A 15,460-nucleotide genomic window follows, 5' to 3' on the forward strand; every position below is an offset into this window, starting at 1 on the left:
CCATGCAAAGCAGCAGTCATCTCTTCCCCGTGGCCCTGATCAGTGCCGAGCGTCGTGGCGACCTGACCGAGGACGTCTACCGTTTGAAGCCCGGCAACAGCCCGGATTTCACCGTCGAAATCGCCGTCACCCGGCTGGGTCTTGTGTCCGCCCCGGATGCCCGAGGCGTGCCGGTGGTCCTGCTGCACGGCAGCTTTTCCAATCGACGCTTCTGGTACTCCCCCAAAGGCATCGGACTGGGCGCTTATCTGGCCCGTGCCGGGTTCGATGTGTGGATTCCGGAAATGCGCGGGCATGGCCTGTCGGCGCGTAACAGCGCGTATAAATCCAACGGCGTCGCTGACTATGCGCGCTTTGACTTGCCGGCCATCGCCGGGTTCGTGCGCGAGCAGACTGGCGAGGCGCCCCACTGGATCGGCCATTCCCTGGGCGGCACGACCCTCGCTGCGGCTTTGGGCGGGCACTACCTGACGACGGACGACGCCGCGTCGGTGGCGTTGTTCGGCAGTCAGGTCACCCGCAGCCACTGGCCGCTCAAAGTGCCGCCGCTGCAATGGGTCGCACGGCTGCTGCTCAAGCGCTTCGAGCACGTTTCGGGCCCGCGTTTCAAGCGTGGCCCGGAAGACGAACCCATGGGCGTCCTTCTGGAGAACATGCGCTGGCGCGGCCTGTTCGGCAGCTTCGGCCACAAGAAGGATGACTGGTGGGTCGGGCTGCAACAGGTCACGGTCCCACTGCTGTGCGTGGCTGGCGCTGGCGATCATCAGGACCCGGAATGGGCCTGCCGCGAGCTCTTCGATCGCTTCGGCAGCGACGACAAGACGTTTCTCGTCCTGGGCCGCGAACAGGGCTTCAGCGAAGACTTCGGCCACGTGCCGATGCTGGTCAGCAAAGCCGCGCAAACCCAGGTGTGGCCGCGCGTGGCGGACTGGCTGAATCGCCATGTTCCGGTGGCAAAGGCTGAATCAACGCTGAACATGATGGCAACTCCGTCATAGTCGCGGTTTCACCCATTCCTTGGGCGCTGACTTGGCGCTAAGCTGCACCCATTTTCGACACCGGGGCCGAACGGCAGGTGGCGACGCGTTGGTCAGATTTTTCTGTGCGCCATGAGGTGCTATATAAGGATGCAATGCGCGGGGAGCGTCGGTCGTTCAAACAGACCGTCTATTCTCGTAGCCGTCTATCCTAGTGGCTGTCTACCCTCATCACAGAGCTTTCCTGACAGGAGTTACCCATGCACTACATCACCCCGGACTTGTGCGACGCCTACCCTGAGCTGATTCAGGTGGTAGAGCCGATGTTCAGCAATTTTGGTGGCCGTGATTCATTTGGTGGCGAGATCGTCACGCTCAAGTGCTTCGAAGACAATTCGAAGGTGCGTGAGCAGGCTGACCAGCCTGGGCACGGCAAAGTCCTGGTCGTGGACGGTGGTGGCTCTCTGCGCTGCGCACTGCTCGGCGACATGATCGCGGAGAAGGCGGCGAAAAACGGCTGGGAGGGCATGGTGATTTTCGGCTGCGTGCGTGACGTCGACGTCCTCGCGCAGACCGATCTGGGTGTGCAGGCATTGGCCAGTCACCCGCTCAAGACTGAAAAGCGCGGCCTGGGTGATCTGAACACGGTGGTGAGCTTCGGCGGTGTGACCTTCAAGCCGGGCGAATTCATCTATGCCGACAACAACGGCATCATCGTCTCGCCCAGCGCACTGAAAATGCCGGACTGATTATTCTTTACGCGGTTAGCGATTCACTCAGCAAGGACACGAATGTTCGACGAAACAAACGCGCAGTGGGGGCTGGTTCATGCCCTCGTGTTGGACGGAAAGGGCGGGGCGCGTTCAATCCCCCGCACTGCACTGGATGGCCTTCAATTGGAGCCCCACGAAAGTGTGTGGCTCCACTGGGACCGCAGCCATCCGCAGACCCAGACGTGGTTGCGCAAGACCAGCGGTCTCAGCGAGTTTGTCTGTGACCTGATGCTGGAAGAGAACACCCGGCCACGGCTGCTGGCCTTGCCGGACGACGAATTGCTGTTGTTTCTGCGCGGGATCAACCTGAACCCTGGCGCCGAGCCCGAAGACATGGTGTCGGTGCGTATTTTTGCCGCCGCCCAGCGCGTTATCTCGTTGCGCCTTCGTTCGCTGCGGGCAACCGACGAACTGATCGCGTCATTGGATGAAGGCAAGGGCCCGAAAACAGCCTCGGAATTGCTGTTGTATCTGGCTCAGTTCCTCACCGACAAGGTTCAAGCGGTGGTGGGCGAGCTCACAGAACTGGTCGATGACATGGAAGAGCGCATAGATGCCGACGAACGGTATCTGCCCGAGCACGGCAACATGGTGCACATCCGTCGGCGAGCGGCGGGGCTGCGACGGTTCCTGGCGCCGCAACGGGAGATCTACGCCCAGATGACGCGCAGCAAGATGCCGTGGTTTGTGGAGGATGACGCCGATTACTGGAACGAGTTGAACAACAGCCTGACACGCTATCTCGAAGAGCTGGAACTGACCAAAGAGCGCGTGGGGCTTGTGCTTGAGGCCGAAGACAGACGCCGCAACGAGCGCATGAACAGGACCGTCTATCGGTTTGGAGTCATCACCGGCATCTTCCTGCCGATGAGCTTCCTGACCGGTTTGTTGGGTATCAACGTGGGAGGCATCCCGGGATCGGAAAACCCCTACGGATTTATGTACGCCTGCCTGTTGATGCTGGCCGTCGCGGTGGGGCAAATGTGGTTGTTCAAGCGATTGCGGTGGGTGTGAGTGTAAAAAAACGGAAGGCGCACACGAGTGTCGTGTGACTCCAGCAGAATTGGCTGCGTCTTTCAGTGATATTGCGTGAGGTGCCTATGCACGACCCGTTTGAAGAATCACTGCGCGACATGCTCAACGCTTCGTCCAGCAGCCGGGACGATGATGCCGTTCTGGGCCGAGTGTTGAAGACCGCCAACCGTCAGGTCGGCGCCGGTGATCTGTTCAGTCTTCTGGGTCGTTGCACGCAGGCTTTGATGATTGCCGTGAATAACGGCTCCGCCCACGTTTCACCCGTTTCCCGCCGCAAGGCGAAAGGTACCGGTACTGCGTTTGCCGGGACCCGTGTACAAGACAAGGCTGATTGAATATGGAATTGGATCTCTGGACGCAGAGCCTGGTTACTGCAATGACTGCGTTGTGGACCAAAGTCGCGAACTTCATCCCGAATCTGTTCGGCGCGCTGGTCGTGGTGCTTCTGGGTTTCGTGGTGGCAAAGCTGCTCGATACCCTGCTTTCCAAGTTGTTGGCCAAGCTCGGTCTGGATCGCCTGATGGGCGGCACCGGGTTGACCAAGCTGATCAGCCGCGCGGGTATTCAGGTCCCGATATCGACGCTGATCGGCAAGATCGTTTACTGGTTCGTGCTCTTGATTTTCCTGGTGTCGGCGGCAGAATCGCTGGGGCTGGAGCGGGTTTCCGCGACGCTGGACATGCTGGCGCTGTACCTGCCGAAGGTGTTCGGCGCTGCGCTGGTGCTGCTGGTCGGGGTCTTGCTCGCGCAGTTAGTCAACGGTATTGTTCGCGGCGCTGCGGAAGGCGTAGGCCTGGATTACTCGGCTGGCCTGGGGCGAATCGCCCAGTGGCTGGTGATCATCATCAGTATTTCGGTGGCGATCAGTCAGCTGGAGGTCAAGACCGACCTGCTGAACCATGTGATCGTTATCGGATTGATTACCGTTGGTCTGGCCGTTGCGCTGGCCATGGGGCTGGGAAGTCGCGAGATCGCGAGCCAGATCCTGGCAGGAATTTATGTACGTGAGTTGTACCAGGTAGGGCAACAAGTGCGCGTTGGAGAGGTCGAAGGGCAGATCGAAGAAATTGGCACGGTGAAGACCACCCTGCTGACCGAGGAAGGCGAGTTGGTATCGATGTCCAACCGGGTCCTACTCGAGCAGCGAGTGAGCAGCCGTTGAGCCGGCGAATCTGCTAATGTATGCCGCCGCAAAACCCGGGCGATTCCCGGGCGCGGCGGACATCTACCCGACTGTCGGCACGACTTGTTTTGAATAACGTTCAAACGCCCTCTCTGCGCTACGACCCACGCGAGCTCTCCGATGAGGAGCTGGTTGCGCGTTCGCACGCCGAGCTGTTTCATGTGACGCGTGCCTACGAAGAGCTGATGCGTCGTTACCAGCGGACACTTTTTAACGTCTGCGCACGGTATCTGGGGAACGATCGCGATGCTGATGATGTCTGTCAGGAAGTGATGCTTAAGGTGTTGTATGGCTTGAAAAACTTCGAGGGTAAATCGAAGTTCAAAACCTGGCTCTACAGCATCACGTACAACGAATGCATCACGCAGTACAGGAAGGAGCGGCGAAAGCGTCGGTTACTGGACGCTTTGAGTCTTGACCCCCTCGAGGAAGCGTCGGAAGAAAAGACGCCGAAACCAGAAGAAAAGGGCGGGCTTGATCGTTGGCTTGTGCATGTGAACCCGATCGACAGGGAAATTCTGGTGCTACGATTTGTCGCAGAGCTGGAATTTCAGGAGATCGCAGACATCATGCACATGGGCCTGAGTGCCACGAAAATGCGTTACAAACGGGCACTTGATAAATTACGTGAGAAATTTGCAGGCGTTACCGAAACTTAACTCGGTGCAAATATCTCTAACGAGCAGGCAAGTTCTGATAGACTTGCCGACGAGTTGTCTCTCGCTAAGGGGGACTGCTTTACAATCACCAGATGGGGATTTAACGGATGAAACTGAAAAACACCTTGGGCTTGGCCATTGGTACTATTGTTGCCGCAACTTCGTTCGGCGCTCTGGCTCAAGGCCAAGGCGCAGTCGAAATCGAAGGCTTCGCCAAGAAAGAACAGTTCGACAGCGCTCGTAACTTCAAAAACGACGGCAACCTGTTCGGCGGTTCTGTTGGCTACTTCCTGACCGACGACGTTGAATTGCGTCTGGGCTATGACGAAGTGCACAACGTCCGTAGCGACAATGGTCAGAACATCAAGGGCGCGAACACCGCTCTGGACGCTCTGTACCACTTCAACAACCCGGGCGACATGCTGCGTCCATACGTTTCGGCTGGTTTCTCCGATCAGAGCATCGATCAGAACGGCAGCAACGGTCGTAACCGCTCCACCTTCGCCAACATCGGCGGCGGTGCCAAGCTGTACTTCACTGACAACTTCTATGCCCGTGCTGGCGTTGAAGCTCAGTACAACATCGACCAAGGCGACACCGAGTGGGCGCCAAGCGTCGGTATCGGTGTGAACTTTGGCGGCGGTTCGAAGAAAGTTGAAGCAGCACCAGCTCCAGTAGCTGAAGTGTGCTCCGACAGCGACAACGACGGCGTCTGCGACAACGTTGACAAGTGCCCGGACACCCCGGCAAACGTGACTGTTGACGCTAACGGCTGCCCAGCTGTTGCTGAAGTCGTACGTGTTGAGCTGGACGTTAAATTCGACTTCAACAAGTCGGTTGTGAAGCCAAACAGCTACGGCGACATCAAGAACCTGGCTGACTTCATGAAGCAGTACCCACAGACCACCACCACTGTTGAAGGTCACACTGACTCCGTCGGTCCTGACGCTTACAACCAGAAGCTGTCCGAGCGTCGTGCAAACGCCGTTAAGCAAGTTCTGGTTAACCAGTACGGTGTTGGCGCTAACCGCGTAAACTCGGTTGGCTACGGCGAATCCCGCCCAGTTGCTGACAACGCAACTGACGCTGGCCGCGCTGTAAACCGTCGCGTAGAAGCACAAGTAGAAGCCCAAGCTAAGTAATTAGCCTCGCTTCACGAAAAACCCGGCTCAGGCCGGGTTTTTCTTTGCCTGCGATTTAACCCCGCAGTCCCCCCTGATTCGCTGTCCGGCCGTCTAAGCAAAGAGACTGGGGTCACACTGGATCCCTCTAAGCGGATCCACTTAAACGACTAAATCCGCACTAGCGTTTGACCAGCAACACCCACAAAACCAGATTGATCAGCAGCGACAACAAGGCCACTGCGCGCCAGACCTTAAGGGGCTCACGCTCCAGCAGTGGTGTCGTACGTGTATTCAGCGGCGAAAGCTCTCCCTGTTGAAAGTGCACGAGCCAGTGCTCTGCGGTCTCGAAGCGCTTCTGCGGATCAGCTTGCAGGGCGCGCTGCAGATGCTGATCCAGCCACTCGGGGACATCCGGTCGGTAACGGCTGACGGGCAGCGGATTACCGAAGCGGCGGCGCTGAAAAGGCTCGATCTCGCCGTAGGGGTAGTGGCCGGTCAGCAGGAAGTACAGCGTGACGCCGGCGGCATACAGATCAAAGTCTGGGCTTGGCTCTGCGCCGTCGAAGGCTTCAGGGGCCATAAAGCTGGGGGTGCCGGGTACATCGCCGCTTTGATCCACTGATAGGCCCGGGCTGTAGGCAAGCCCGAAATCCAGAATGCGTAAACCTCCCGCCTGCTCGTGCAGCAGATTCTCAGGCTTGATGTCTCGATGGATGATGTTGCGCCGGTGCAGCAGACCGACGGCAGCGATCAGTTCCCGGGCCAGACTCAGCCACGGCGACAGCGCCATTGGCCCTTCCTGATCGAAGATTTCAGCCAGGGTCTGGCCGGAGTACTCACGCATCACGTAGTACAGATGCTGGCGCTGGCCGAGGGGGTGCAGGGCTGGAAAGAAGCGACCCGCGACGCGACGCAAGAACCACTCCTCCAGCAGCAAAGCCTCCGCCGCGCCGGCCTCGTCAAAGCGAGAAGGCGGCAGCGTCTTCAATAACCAATGTTGCTGCTGGCTGTCGCGTACGCGATACACAAGGGACTGTCGCGAGTGGGTCAAACGTGTCTCGACTTGCCAACCTTCAAACATCTGGCCTGCCTTGAGAAGGGGCGGGACAGGCCATTGCTGAAGTTGCAGCAGCGTTTCGCCCAGGCTGTCGGAGCCCAACTGATCGACCTGAATCAGCAACGCGCTCGCGTTATCGGCGCTGCCAGACAGGTGCGCGGCGTTGATCAGCGTTCGGACTGCCGTATCCAGATCGGCCTGTTCGTTGAGAATCGAGGCGATTCGTTCATCGCCCAACGTTGCCCACACGCCGTCGCTCACCAGCAGCAGGCGCTCGCCCTGGCGCAGTTCGCCGTCGAGGTAATCCATGACCACGTATTGATCCAGACCCAGCGCGCGTTTCAGCACGTGTTGCATGTCCGGCTGTTCCCAGACGTGGTCCTGGCTGATGCGCTGGAGCTGCCCTGTGTGCCAGCGGTACACGCGACAGTCGCCGACGTGGGCGAGGGTGAAGCGGCGCCCGCGCAGGACCAGCGCACTCAGCGTGGTCAATAAGCCGTTGGCCAGCAGCCAGCGATTGTGCGCCAGCAGCAGGCGGTCGAGGGCCTGGGCGATGCCCCAGGTTTCCGGGGTTGCGTAGTAATCCATGGCCAGCGCCTGCAGCGTGGCCCGGGACGCCAGTCCGCCGTCGGCACATTGACTGACGCCGTCGGCGAGGGCGAACAGGTAACCCTTGCTGGCCGCCAGCGTCGGAGCAGGAGTCACCACGCGAATGGCGTCCTGATTCTCCGCCCGCGGCCCGGTCGCGCTGAATTCGGCAACGCGCAGCTGCAAGCCGCTCGTGGTGGACGCGACCGGCGTCAGCGGCTGATTGACGCTCACGATCTAAACGCGGGCAGCGGTGACAGCGGCCGAACCCCAGGTGGTTCTCCAACGACGCTTGACGTTCATCAGGCCGAACCAGGCGAGCACACCCAGGAATGCAAACAGCCACAGGCCCAGTTGGTACTCGCCGGTGTTCTGCTTGATGGCGCCAAGCCCGGCGGCGAGCAGGAAGCCACCGATGCCGCCGGCCATGCCGATCAGGCCGGTCATGACGCCGATCTCTTTGCGAAAGCGTTGCGGCACGAGCTGGAACACCGCGCCGTTGCCGGCACCAAGGCCGAGCATGGCCGCGACGAAGAGTGCCAGCGCTGCCCACGAGCTGGGCAGGTTGAAACCGACGGCGGCGATGCAGATCGCCGCGACGGCGTACATGCCGGACAGCGTTCGAATGCCGCCAAAGCGATCGGCGAGTGCGCCGCCCAGTGGGCGCATCATGCTGCCGCCGAAGACGCAGGCGGCGGTGTAGTAACCCGCGGTCACCGGGCTCAGGCCGTATTGATCGTTGAAATAGCCGGGCAGGGCACTGGCCAGGCCGATGAAGCCGCCAAAAGTCACGCTGTAGAAGAACATGAACCACCAGCTGTCGCGGTCGCCCAGGGCTTTGAAATAGTCAGCCATGGATTTGGCTTTCGGGCGTTCCGGAGCGTTTTTTGCCATCAGCGAGAACGCGATGAGGGTCAGCAGCAGCGGCGCCACGGCAAAGCCGAACACGTTGTTCCAGCCGAAGCTGGCGGCGAGCACCGGTGCGATCAGTGCCGCGAACACGGTACCGGAGTTGCCGGCGCCGGCGATGCCCATCGCTTTGCCCTGATGCTGCGGCGGGTACCACTGCGAAGCCAGCGGCAGCGCCACGGCGAACGACGCGCCCGCCATGCCGAGGAACACACCGAGCAGCAGCGCCTGCTCATAGCTGTGAATGCCCAGTTGCCAGGCGCAGAGCAGCGCGGCGATGACGATCACCTGGCCGATGATTCCGGCGGTTTTCGGCGATAACTGATCGGCCAGCATGCCCATGATGAAGCGCAGCACGGCACCCGCGAGAATCGGCGTCGCCACCATCAGGCCGCGTTGCTGGGTGGTCAGGTGCAGGTCGGCGGCAATCTGCACGGCCATCGGGCCAAGCAGGTACCAGACCATGAAGCTCAGGTCGAAATACAGAAACGCTGCGAACAATGTCGGTTTGTGGCCGGCTTTCCAGAAACTCGTGTTCATCTAACACCTCATCTGCAGGGATTCGTGTTCGGTGGAGGTGTTGCTCGCACCGCTACGGGTCAGGTCATGCAGGCGAAGCACCAGACCGGCACTCCACCCGCCTCGACGTGTTCAAGGCAAAAACGAAAAAACGCCGCAGCCCTGTGCGCTTGCGCGAAGGGGTGCGACGTCTTTGTCGTGAGTGGGCAACCGCCGTTGGCTACCTGTGAGGTGTGACTAGCAATACATGGGCCAAAGGTGCGCCGGTATGCAGGCGGAATGAAATCAGCGCGCGCGGTTCGGACATGGAAGGGCTCAGCCCAACAGTTCGCTCATGGCAATGATCTGCTCCGCCACCTGAATCAGTTTCTGCTGCCGGCTCATGGCCTGGCGTCGCATCAGGGTGTAGGCCTCTTCCTCGTTGCACTGCTTCATCTTCATCAACAGGCCTTTCGCCGTCTCGATGCGCTTGCGTTCGGCCAATTGCTGATCGCGGGCGTGCAGTTGCGCGCGCAGGTCCTGGTCGCTTTCGAAGCGGGCCATGGCGACGTCCAGAATCGGCTGCAGGCGTTGCGCGTGAATGCCTTCGACGATGTAGGCGCTGACCCCGGACTTGATCGCCTGGCGCATCACGCCGGGGTCGTGCTCGTCGGTGAACATCACGATCGGGCGCGGCAGATCCCGGGTCACCAGCACCACTTGCTCCAGCACATCACGCCCCGGTGATTCGGTGTCGATGAGGATCACGTCCGGTCGCACGGCCTGAACCCGTGCGGGGAGGTCGATGATCAGCCCGGATTCATCGATGACCTCGAAACCGGCTTCAGTCAGCGCCGCTTTCAGGCGACCGACTTTTTTGGGGGTGTCATTGATCAGCAGGATTCGCAGCATGGTGGCGTCTCCTCAGCGATCGGCATGAGCGAGGGCGGCATCGGCCAGCGCGTGCAGCTTGAAGCTGCGGGCATAACACGCCGGGTCGCTGCCGTCCCACATCTTGCCGTCGATCAACTGGCTGCTGCGCATGGGCGAGGGCGGCACGGCGATGCCCAGTGCCTCGGCGGCCTCGCGGTACAGGCCAAGCTGTTGGACGGTGCGGGCGACGCCGAGGTAATCCGGGTCTTCGCGCAGCAAGCCCCAGCGGCGAAACTGGGTCATGAACCACATGCCGTCAGACAGCCACGGCATGTTGACCCGGCCTTCATCATGGAAGCGGATGGCATGGTGGTCGTGCCACCGGTTGCCGAGCCCGTCGTCGTACTCGCCCAGTAGCCGCGATTCGATAGCGCCGACGGGTGCATTGACGTACTCGGGGGCGCCGAGCAACTGCGCGGTGCTTCGGCGGTTGTCAGCGCTTTCTTCGATGAAGCGACTGGCTTCAAGCACGGCCATCACCAGGGCGCGCGCCGTGTTGGGGTATTGCTCGACGAATTCCAGGCTGCACCCCAGCACCTTTTCCGGGTGATCCGGCCAGATGGCCTGGGACGTCGCCAGGGTGAAGCCCAGGTTCTGCTGAACGGCGCTGGCACCCCACGGCTCGCCGACACAAAAGCCGTCGATGCGACCGGCCTGCAGGTGCTCGACCATCTGCGGCGGCGGCACCACCACGCTGTCGACGTCGCGCAGTGGGTGAATGCCCTGGCTCGCGAGCCAGTAATACAGCCACAGGGCGTGGTTGCCGGTGGGGAAGGTTTGGGCGAACGTGAGTTTTGGGTCGCTTTGGTGCGTGCGTCGATCGAGTGCATCAGGAGTGGTCACACCTGCGTCCTGCAGCGCCCTCGACAGGTTGATGCTCTGACCGTTCTGGTTCAGCCCCATCAGTACTGCCATGTGCTTCGCCGGCCCGGCCAGCCCCAGTTGCACGGCGTAGACCAGCCCGTAAAGGCTGTGAGCGGCATGCAGTTCGCCGCTGACCAGTTTGTCGCGCAGGTTGGCCCACGATGACTGCCGGTGCAAATTGATGTGCAGGCCATAGGGCTGGGCGAAGCCCTGGGTCGCGGCGACGATGAGCGAGGCGCTGTCGGTGAGCGCCATGAAGCCGAGGTCGACGCTGGCCAATTCCGGTGCATCGCTGCCGTTGACCCAGGCCAGCGAGGGGGTAAGCGTGTCATTCATGAGTGCCATTCCGCGTGGAGGCCGACGCGCCTTTCAACGCTGCCGGTCGTCCAAAAAAAACGCCGCCTCGCCCCGATTGAAACCGGGGCGACAGCGACGTCATTGTCCTGTGTCTCGCTCCGCCATTGGATCGAGTCGATGCAGGACTTAAAGCAAGCGATATGCCAGCGGCGAACAGGTCAGTCAGCAAAGTTCGCGACATGCCTCGCGCTTCGCCTGCACCGGCGTTTATAATCCGCCGCTGATCCCAGCCGCAATCGAGCCGCCCCCGCCCATGTATAACCTGGCCCGCCAGTTACTGTTCAAACTCTCCCCCGAAGCTTCCCACGATCTGTCCATCGACCTGATCGGAGCGGGCGGGCGTCTGGGGCTCAACGGCCTGTTCAACAAGGCGCCGATGCAGCTGCCGGTGACCGTCATGGGCCTGCGCTTCCCCAACCCGGTCGGATTGGCGGCGGGGCTGGACAAGAACGGCGCGGCCATCGACGGCTTCTCGCAGCTGGGCTTCGGTTTCGTCGAGGTCGGCACTGTCACGCCGCGCCCGCAACCGGGCAACCCGAAGCCGCGCATTTTCCGTCTGCCCCACGCCGAAGCCATCATCAACCGCATGGGCTTCAACAACCTGGGCGTCGACAATCTGGTCAGCCGGGTGCAGGCCGCGCAGTACAACGGCGTACTGGGCATCAACATCGGCAAGAACGCCGATACGCCGGTGGAGCGCGCCGTGGATGATTACCTCATCTGCCTGGACAAAGTGTACGCCCACGCCAGTTACGTCACCGTCAACGTCAGCTCGCCCAATACGCCGGGCCTGCGCAGCCTGCAGTTCGGCGATTCGCTCAAGCAACTGCTCGAAGCCCTGCGGGTGCGTCAGGAAGCGCTGACGCTGATCCACGGCAAACGCGTGCCGCTCGCCATCAAGATTGCCCCGGACATGAGCGACGAAGAGACCGTGCTGGTTGCCGGTGCGCTGCTGGAGTCGGGCATGGACGCGGTGATCGCGACCAACACCACCCTCAGCCGTCAGGGCGTCGAAGGGTTGCCCCATGGCGACGAGGCAGGCGGCCTGTCGGGCGCGCCGGTGCGCGAGCAGAGCACGCACATCGTCAAGGTGCTGGCCGGTGAGCTGGGCGGGCGCTTGCCGATCATTGCCGCCGGTGGCATTACCGAAGGCAGGCACGCGGCCGATAAGATCGCGGCAGGGGCGAGTCTGGTGCAGATTTATTCAGGCTTTATCTACAAGGGGCCGGCGTTGATTCGCCAGTCGGTGGACGCGATCGCGTCGATGTCCCGCTGATCATCCAGACGAAAAGAGGGGTTCCGACTGGAACCCCTCTTGGGCCTTGGCCCGCCGCCCGGGTGGGGCGTGCGTGGTAATGGTGAAGCGATCAAGAATGTCGAAAAAGCTTTAGGTCAGGCTGTAACGTGAGGGTTGCGTCAGCCGACCGCGTGAAGTTCGTTGAGTCTGTGAATGCCCGCAGTGCCGGTCATACCGTCCCAGTTGTCGCCGCGTCCTTCTCGCCAGCCATTGATCCAGGCTTGACGCACTGACGGTAGAGTAAATGGGCAAAGCTCACGGGATTTACCGGATACGCCATATTGGTATCCGCGCGAAAATGCTCTTTCCATCGGATCACGCTTAAGTCTTCTCATAGGGTATTGCCCTCGTTTGTTGACTGTAATGTCCCTGGAGACCTCAGGCTGAGGTCCGGCAGAAAATCTTCTGCCGTTAGCGGCCCGCTGCCGGCGTCGCGGGCTTGATGCCATCGCCGTTGCGGCGATGACCTTGGGTGATTTCTAACCAATGAAAGATGCGCTGTGAATGATCGTTTTGTCATAAGAACGTAACCATTCAGGCATTACGACCATAAGCAATCACTCGTTTGACCAGTGTTTTTTGCGGGGGCCCCTTCTAAACGGGGCTTTCAGGTCGCAGTGCAAGTGTTTCGCAATTGAGAGTACTGGCGGTTTACGGTCAGAGGAAAAACGACGAAGGGTCAGCGATGTGACTTTTTATTGCAGCCGCTGTCGTGCTGAATAGTGTTTTTTTAGCATCAAAACGTCGGCGCTCAAGTGCTGGCGGACCGTCGCACTCGAAATGTATCGGTGCGAGGGACAGGCACAAACTGTGTGCCGCGCAGGCGTCCTCCTTGAAAGGCGTTTGTTGGAATCGGGTCGGACAATGCGTTGTCCGGCCGCTATAGCCTTAGGCTCTGGAATACTCATGTCGGACCGTTACGAACTTTTCCTCACCTGCCCAAAAGGCCTCGAAGGCTTGCTGGCCGAGGAAGCCACCGCCCTCGGTCTCGAGGAAACCCGCGAACACACTTCCGCCATCCGCGGCACCGCCGACATGGAAACTGCCTACCGGCTGTGCCTGTGGTCGCGGCTTGCCAACCGGGTGCTGCTGGTGCTCAAGCGTTTCCCGATGAAGGACGCCGAGGACCTCTACCACGGCGTGCACGACATCGAGTGGGCTGACCATCTGGAAGCGGAAGGCACGCTGGCCGTGGAGTTCAGCGGTCACGGTTCGGGCATCGACAACACCCATTTTGGTGCCTTGAAGGTCAAGGACGGCATCGTAGACCGCCTGCGCACGGCAGACGGCGTACGCCCGTCGGTCGACAAGCTCAACCCGGACCTGCGCGTGCACCTGCGTCTGGACCGGGGCGAAGCGATTCTGTCCCTGGACCTGTCCGGCCACAGCCTGCACCAGCGCGGCTATCGTCTGCAGCAGGGCGCCGCGCCGCTCAAGGAAAACCTCGCGGCCGCGATCCTGATCCGTTCGGGCTGGCCGCGCATTGCCGCTGAAGGCGGCGCGCTGGCTGACCCGATGTGCGGCGTGGGTACCTTCCTGGTCGAAGCGGCGATGATTGCCGCCGACATCGCGCCCAACCTCAAGCGCGAGCGCTGGGGTTTCTCCGCCTGGCTCGGCCATGTGCCGGCGATCTGGCGCAAGCTGCATGACGAAGCGCAGGCACGTGCGCAAGCTGGCCTGGCCAAGCCGCCGCTGTGGATTCGTGGTTACGAAGCCGATCCGCGCCTGATTCAGCCAGGCCGCAACAACGTCGAGCGCGCCGGCCTGAGCGAGTGGATCAAGATCTACCAGGGCGAAGTGGCGACGTTCGAGCCGCGTCCCGACCAGAACCAGACCGGTCTGGTGATCTGCAACCCGCCGTACGGCGAGCGTCTTGGCGACGAGGCGAGCCTGTTGTACCTCTATCAGAACCTCGGCGAGCGCCTGCGTCAGGCCTGCCTGAACTGGGAAGCGGCGGTGTTCACCGGCGCGCCCGATCTGGGCAAGCGCATGGGCATTCGCAGCCACAAGCAATACGCGTTCTGGAACGGCGCACTGCCGTGCAAGCTGTTGTTGATCAAAGTGCTGCCGGATCAGTTCGTCACCGGCGAGCGTCGCACCCCGGAGCAGCGTCAGGCCGAGCGTGAGCAAGCCGCTTACGATCAGGCGCCGGACGAACCCCAAGAGCGCCAGTACAACAAGAATGGCAACCCGATCAAGCCGACGCCGGCCCCTGCGCCGGTCATCGAGCAACCGCGCCTGAGCGAGGGCGGGCAGATGTTCGCCAATCGCTTGCAGAAGAACGTCAAGGCGCTGGGCAAGTGGGTCAAGCGCGAAGGCATCGATTGCTACCGCGTCTACGATGCGGACATGCCCGAGTACGCCATGGCCATCGACCTGTACCACGACTGGGTCCACGTTCAGGAATATGTCGCGCCGAAGTCCATCGACCCGGAAAAGGCTTCGATCCGCATGTTCGACGCCCTGGCGGCCATTCCCCAGGCGCTCGGCATCGACAAGAGCCGCGTGGTAGTCAAGCGCCGCGAACGGCAGAGCGGCACCAAGCAGTACGAACGCCAGAGCGCCCAAGGCAAATTCAATGAGGTCAACGAAGGCGGCGTGAAGCTCCTGGTCAACCTCACCGATTACCTGGACACCGGCCTGTTCCTCGATCACCGGCCGATGCGCATGCGCATTCAGCGCGAAGCGGCGGGCAAGCGTTTCCTCAACCTTTACTGCTACACCGCGACCGCCAGCGTGCACGCGGCCAAGGGCGGAGCGCGCAGCACCACCAGCGTCGACCTGTCGAAAACCTATCTGGACTGGGCGCGTCGCAACCTGTCGCTGAACGGTTTCTCGGACAAGAACCGTCTGGAGCAGGGCGACGTGATGGTGTGGCTGGAGGCCAGTCGCGATGAGTACGACCTGATCTTCATCGACCCGCCGACCTTCTCCAACTCCAAGCGCATGGAAGGCGTGTTCGACGTGCAGCGCGATCAGGTTCAACTGATCGACCTGGCGATGGCGCGCCTGGCGCCGGGCGGCGTGCTGTATTTCTCCAATAACTTCCGCAAATTCCAGCTCGAAGAGACGCTGGTCGAGCGTTATGCGGTGGAAGAAATCACCCAGCACACGGTCGACCCGGACTTTGCACGCAACGGCAAAATTCACCGCGCCTGGAAAATCACCGCGCGTTGAGGCAAATCGCCAGGCTGACGTGTCGGAAT

Annotated in this window: 14 protein-coding genes; 9 read left to right on the forward strand and 5 right to left on the reverse strand. The window is 61.2% G+C overall.

Annotated features, from left to right (window positions below; all coding sequences use genetic code 11):
* Positions 1-2 precede the first annotated feature (2 nt).
* The 7 genes from M1E04_RS10010 (at position 3) to M1E04_RS10040 (ending at position 5,769) form a co-directional block, all read left to right on the forward strand.
* On the forward strand, positions 3-998 hold the full coding sequence (locus tag M1E04_RS10010; protein WP_456292873.1) for an alpha/beta fold hydrolase: 996 nt from the start codon (positions 3-5) through the stop codon (positions 996-998).
* A gap of 239 nt (positions 999-1,237) precedes the next feature.
* Positions 1,238-1,726: a ribonuclease E activity regulator RraA gene (gene rraA, locus M1E04_RS10015; protein ID WP_065988501.1), complete on the forward strand. Its 489-nt coding sequence runs from the start codon at positions 1,238-1,240 to the stop codon at positions 1,724-1,726.
* Between the two features lie 42 nt (positions 1,727-1,768).
* Positions 1,769-2,764, forward strand: coding sequence for a zinc transporter ZntB (locus tag M1E04_RS10020; protein WP_065988500.1), 996 nt, complete (start codon positions 1,769-1,771; stop codon positions 2,762-2,764).
* An 86-nt stretch (positions 2,765-2,850) separates the two neighbouring features.
* A complete protein-coding gene (locus M1E04_RS10025; RefSeq protein WP_410928831.1) occupies positions 2,851-3,120 on the forward strand; it encodes a CrfX protein in 270 nt (89 codons plus the stop codon).
* A gap of 2 nt (positions 3,121-3,122) precedes the next feature.
* Positions 3,123-3,947 (forward strand): mechanosensitive ion channel family protein, encoded by an 825-nt coding sequence (locus tag M1E04_RS10030; protein ID WP_065988498.1) that lies wholly within the window; start codon positions 3,123-3,125, stop codon positions 3,945-3,947.
* An 89-nt stretch (positions 3,948-4,036) separates the two neighbouring features.
* Positions 4,037-4,627, forward strand: a complete 591-nt coding sequence (gene sigX / locus M1E04_RS10035) for an RNA polymerase sigma factor SigX (RefSeq protein ID WP_065988497.1) — start codon at positions 4,037-4,039, stop codon at positions 4,625-4,627.
* Between the two features lie 107 nt (positions 4,628-4,734).
* Positions 4,735-5,769 (forward strand): OmpA family protein, encoded by a 1,035-nt coding sequence (locus tag M1E04_RS10040; protein WP_065988496.1) that lies wholly within the window; start codon positions 4,735-4,737, stop codon positions 5,767-5,769.
* Positions 5,770-5,929: 160 nt separating this feature from the next.
* On the opposite strand, the gene M1E04_RS10045 is transcribed toward M1E04_RS10040, so the two are convergent.
* From M1E04_RS10045 to M1E04_RS10060, 4 genes are all read right to left on the reverse strand, one after another.
* A complete protein-coding gene (locus M1E04_RS10045) occupies positions 5,930-7,582 on the reverse strand; it encodes a protein kinase domain-containing protein (protein ID WP_456293173.1) in 1,653 nt (550 codons plus the stop codon).
* A 51-nt stretch (positions 7,583-7,633) separates the two neighbouring features.
* Positions 7,634-8,845: a nitrate/nitrite transporter gene (locus M1E04_RS10050; RefSeq protein WP_192130242.1), complete on the reverse strand. Its 1,212-nt coding sequence runs from the start codon at positions 8,843-8,845 to the stop codon at positions 7,634-7,636.
* 294 nt (positions 8,846-9,139) lie between these two features.
* Positions 9,140-9,715 (reverse strand): ANTAR domain-containing response regulator, encoded by a 576-nt coding sequence (locus M1E04_RS10055; protein ID WP_037011032.1) that lies wholly within the window; start codon positions 9,713-9,715, stop codon positions 9,140-9,142.
* A 12-nt stretch (positions 9,716-9,727) separates the two neighbouring features.
* Entirely contained in the window at positions 9,728-10,936 is a 1,209-nt protein-coding gene (locus M1E04_RS10060) for a CmpA/NrtA family ABC transporter substrate-binding protein (RefSeq protein ID WP_296307236.1), read from the reverse strand.
* A 274-nt stretch (positions 10,937-11,210) separates the two neighbouring features.
* Here M1E04_RS10060 and M1E04_RS10065 point away from each other — a divergent pair, with 274 nt between their 5' ends.
* Positions 11,211-12,233: a quinone-dependent dihydroorotate dehydrogenase gene (locus tag M1E04_RS10065; protein ID WP_296307238.1), complete on the forward strand. Its 1,023-nt coding sequence runs from the start codon at positions 11,211-11,213 to the stop codon at positions 12,231-12,233.
* A 140-nt stretch (positions 12,234-12,373) separates the two neighbouring features.
* On the opposite strand, the gene rmf is transcribed toward M1E04_RS10065, so the two are convergent.
* Positions 12,374-12,589, reverse strand: a complete 216-nt coding sequence (gene rmf, locus M1E04_RS10070; protein WP_074887169.1) for a ribosome modulation factor — start codon at positions 12,587-12,589, stop codon at positions 12,374-12,376.
* A gap of 571 nt (positions 12,590-13,160) precedes the next feature.
* On the opposite strand from rmf, the gene rlmKL reads away from it, so the two are divergent.
* Complete coding sequence (rlmKL, locus tag M1E04_RS10075; RefSeq protein ID WP_456292874.1) at positions 13,161-15,431, forward strand: bifunctional 23S rRNA (guanine(2069)-N(7))-methyltransferase RlmK/23S rRNA (guanine(2445)-N(2))-methyltransferase RlmL; 2,271 nt, start codon at positions 13,161-13,163, stop codon at positions 15,429-15,431.
* The last annotated feature ends 29 nt before the right edge of the window (positions 15,432-15,460 follow it).

The organism is Pseudomonas sp. AK106 (genome assembly GCF_053903055.1).

What these genes read in the sequence shown, in the direction of transcription:
- M1E04_RS10010 (WP_456292873.1), top strand. Translation starts at nt 3, where the DNA reads ATGCAAAGCAGCAGTCATCTCTTCCCCGTGGCCCTGATCAGTGCCGAG.
- rraA (WP_065988501.1), top strand. Translation starts at nt 1,238, where the DNA reads ATGCACTACATCACCCCGGACTTGTGCGACGCCTACCCTGAGCTGATT.
- M1E04_RS10020 (WP_065988500.1), top strand. Translation starts at nt 1,769, where the DNA reads ATGTTCGACGAAACAAACGCGCAGTGGGGGCTGGTTCATGCCCTCGTG.
- M1E04_RS10025 (WP_410928831.1), top strand. Translation starts at nt 2,851, where the DNA reads ATGCACGACCCGTTTGAAGAATCACTGCGCGACATGCTCAACGCTTCG.
- M1E04_RS10030 (WP_065988498.1), top strand. Translation starts at nt 3,123, where the DNA reads ATGGAATTGGATCTCTGGACGCAGAGCCTGGTTACTGCAATGACTGCG.
- M1E04_RS10040 (WP_065988496.1), top strand. Translation starts at nt 4,735, where the DNA reads ATGAAACTGAAAAACACCTTGGGCTTGGCCATTGGTACTATTGTTGCC.
- M1E04_RS10050 (WP_192130242.1), bottom strand. Translation starts at nt 8,845, where the DNA reads ATGAACACGAGTTTCTGGAAAGCCGGCCACAAACCGACATTGTTCGCA.
- M1E04_RS10055 (WP_037011032.1), bottom strand. Translation starts at nt 9,715, where the DNA reads ATGCTGCGAATCCTGCTGATCAATGACACCCCCAAAAAAGTCGGTCGC.
- M1E04_RS10060 (WP_296307236.1), bottom strand. Translation starts at nt 10,936, where the DNA reads ATGAATGACACGCTTACCCCCTCGCTGGCCTGGGTCAACGGCAGCGAT.
- M1E04_RS10065 (WP_296307238.1), top strand. Translation starts at nt 11,211, where the DNA reads ATGTATAACCTGGCCCGCCAGTTACTGTTCAAACTCTCCCCCGAAGCT.
- rmf (WP_074887169.1), bottom strand. Translation starts at nt 12,589, where the DNA reads ATGAGAAGACTTAAGCGTGATCCGATGGAAAGAGCATTTTCGCGCGGA.
- rlmKL (WP_456292874.1), top strand. Translation starts at nt 13,161, where the DNA reads ATGTCGGACCGTTACGAACTTTTCCTCACCTGCCCAAAAGGCCTCGAA.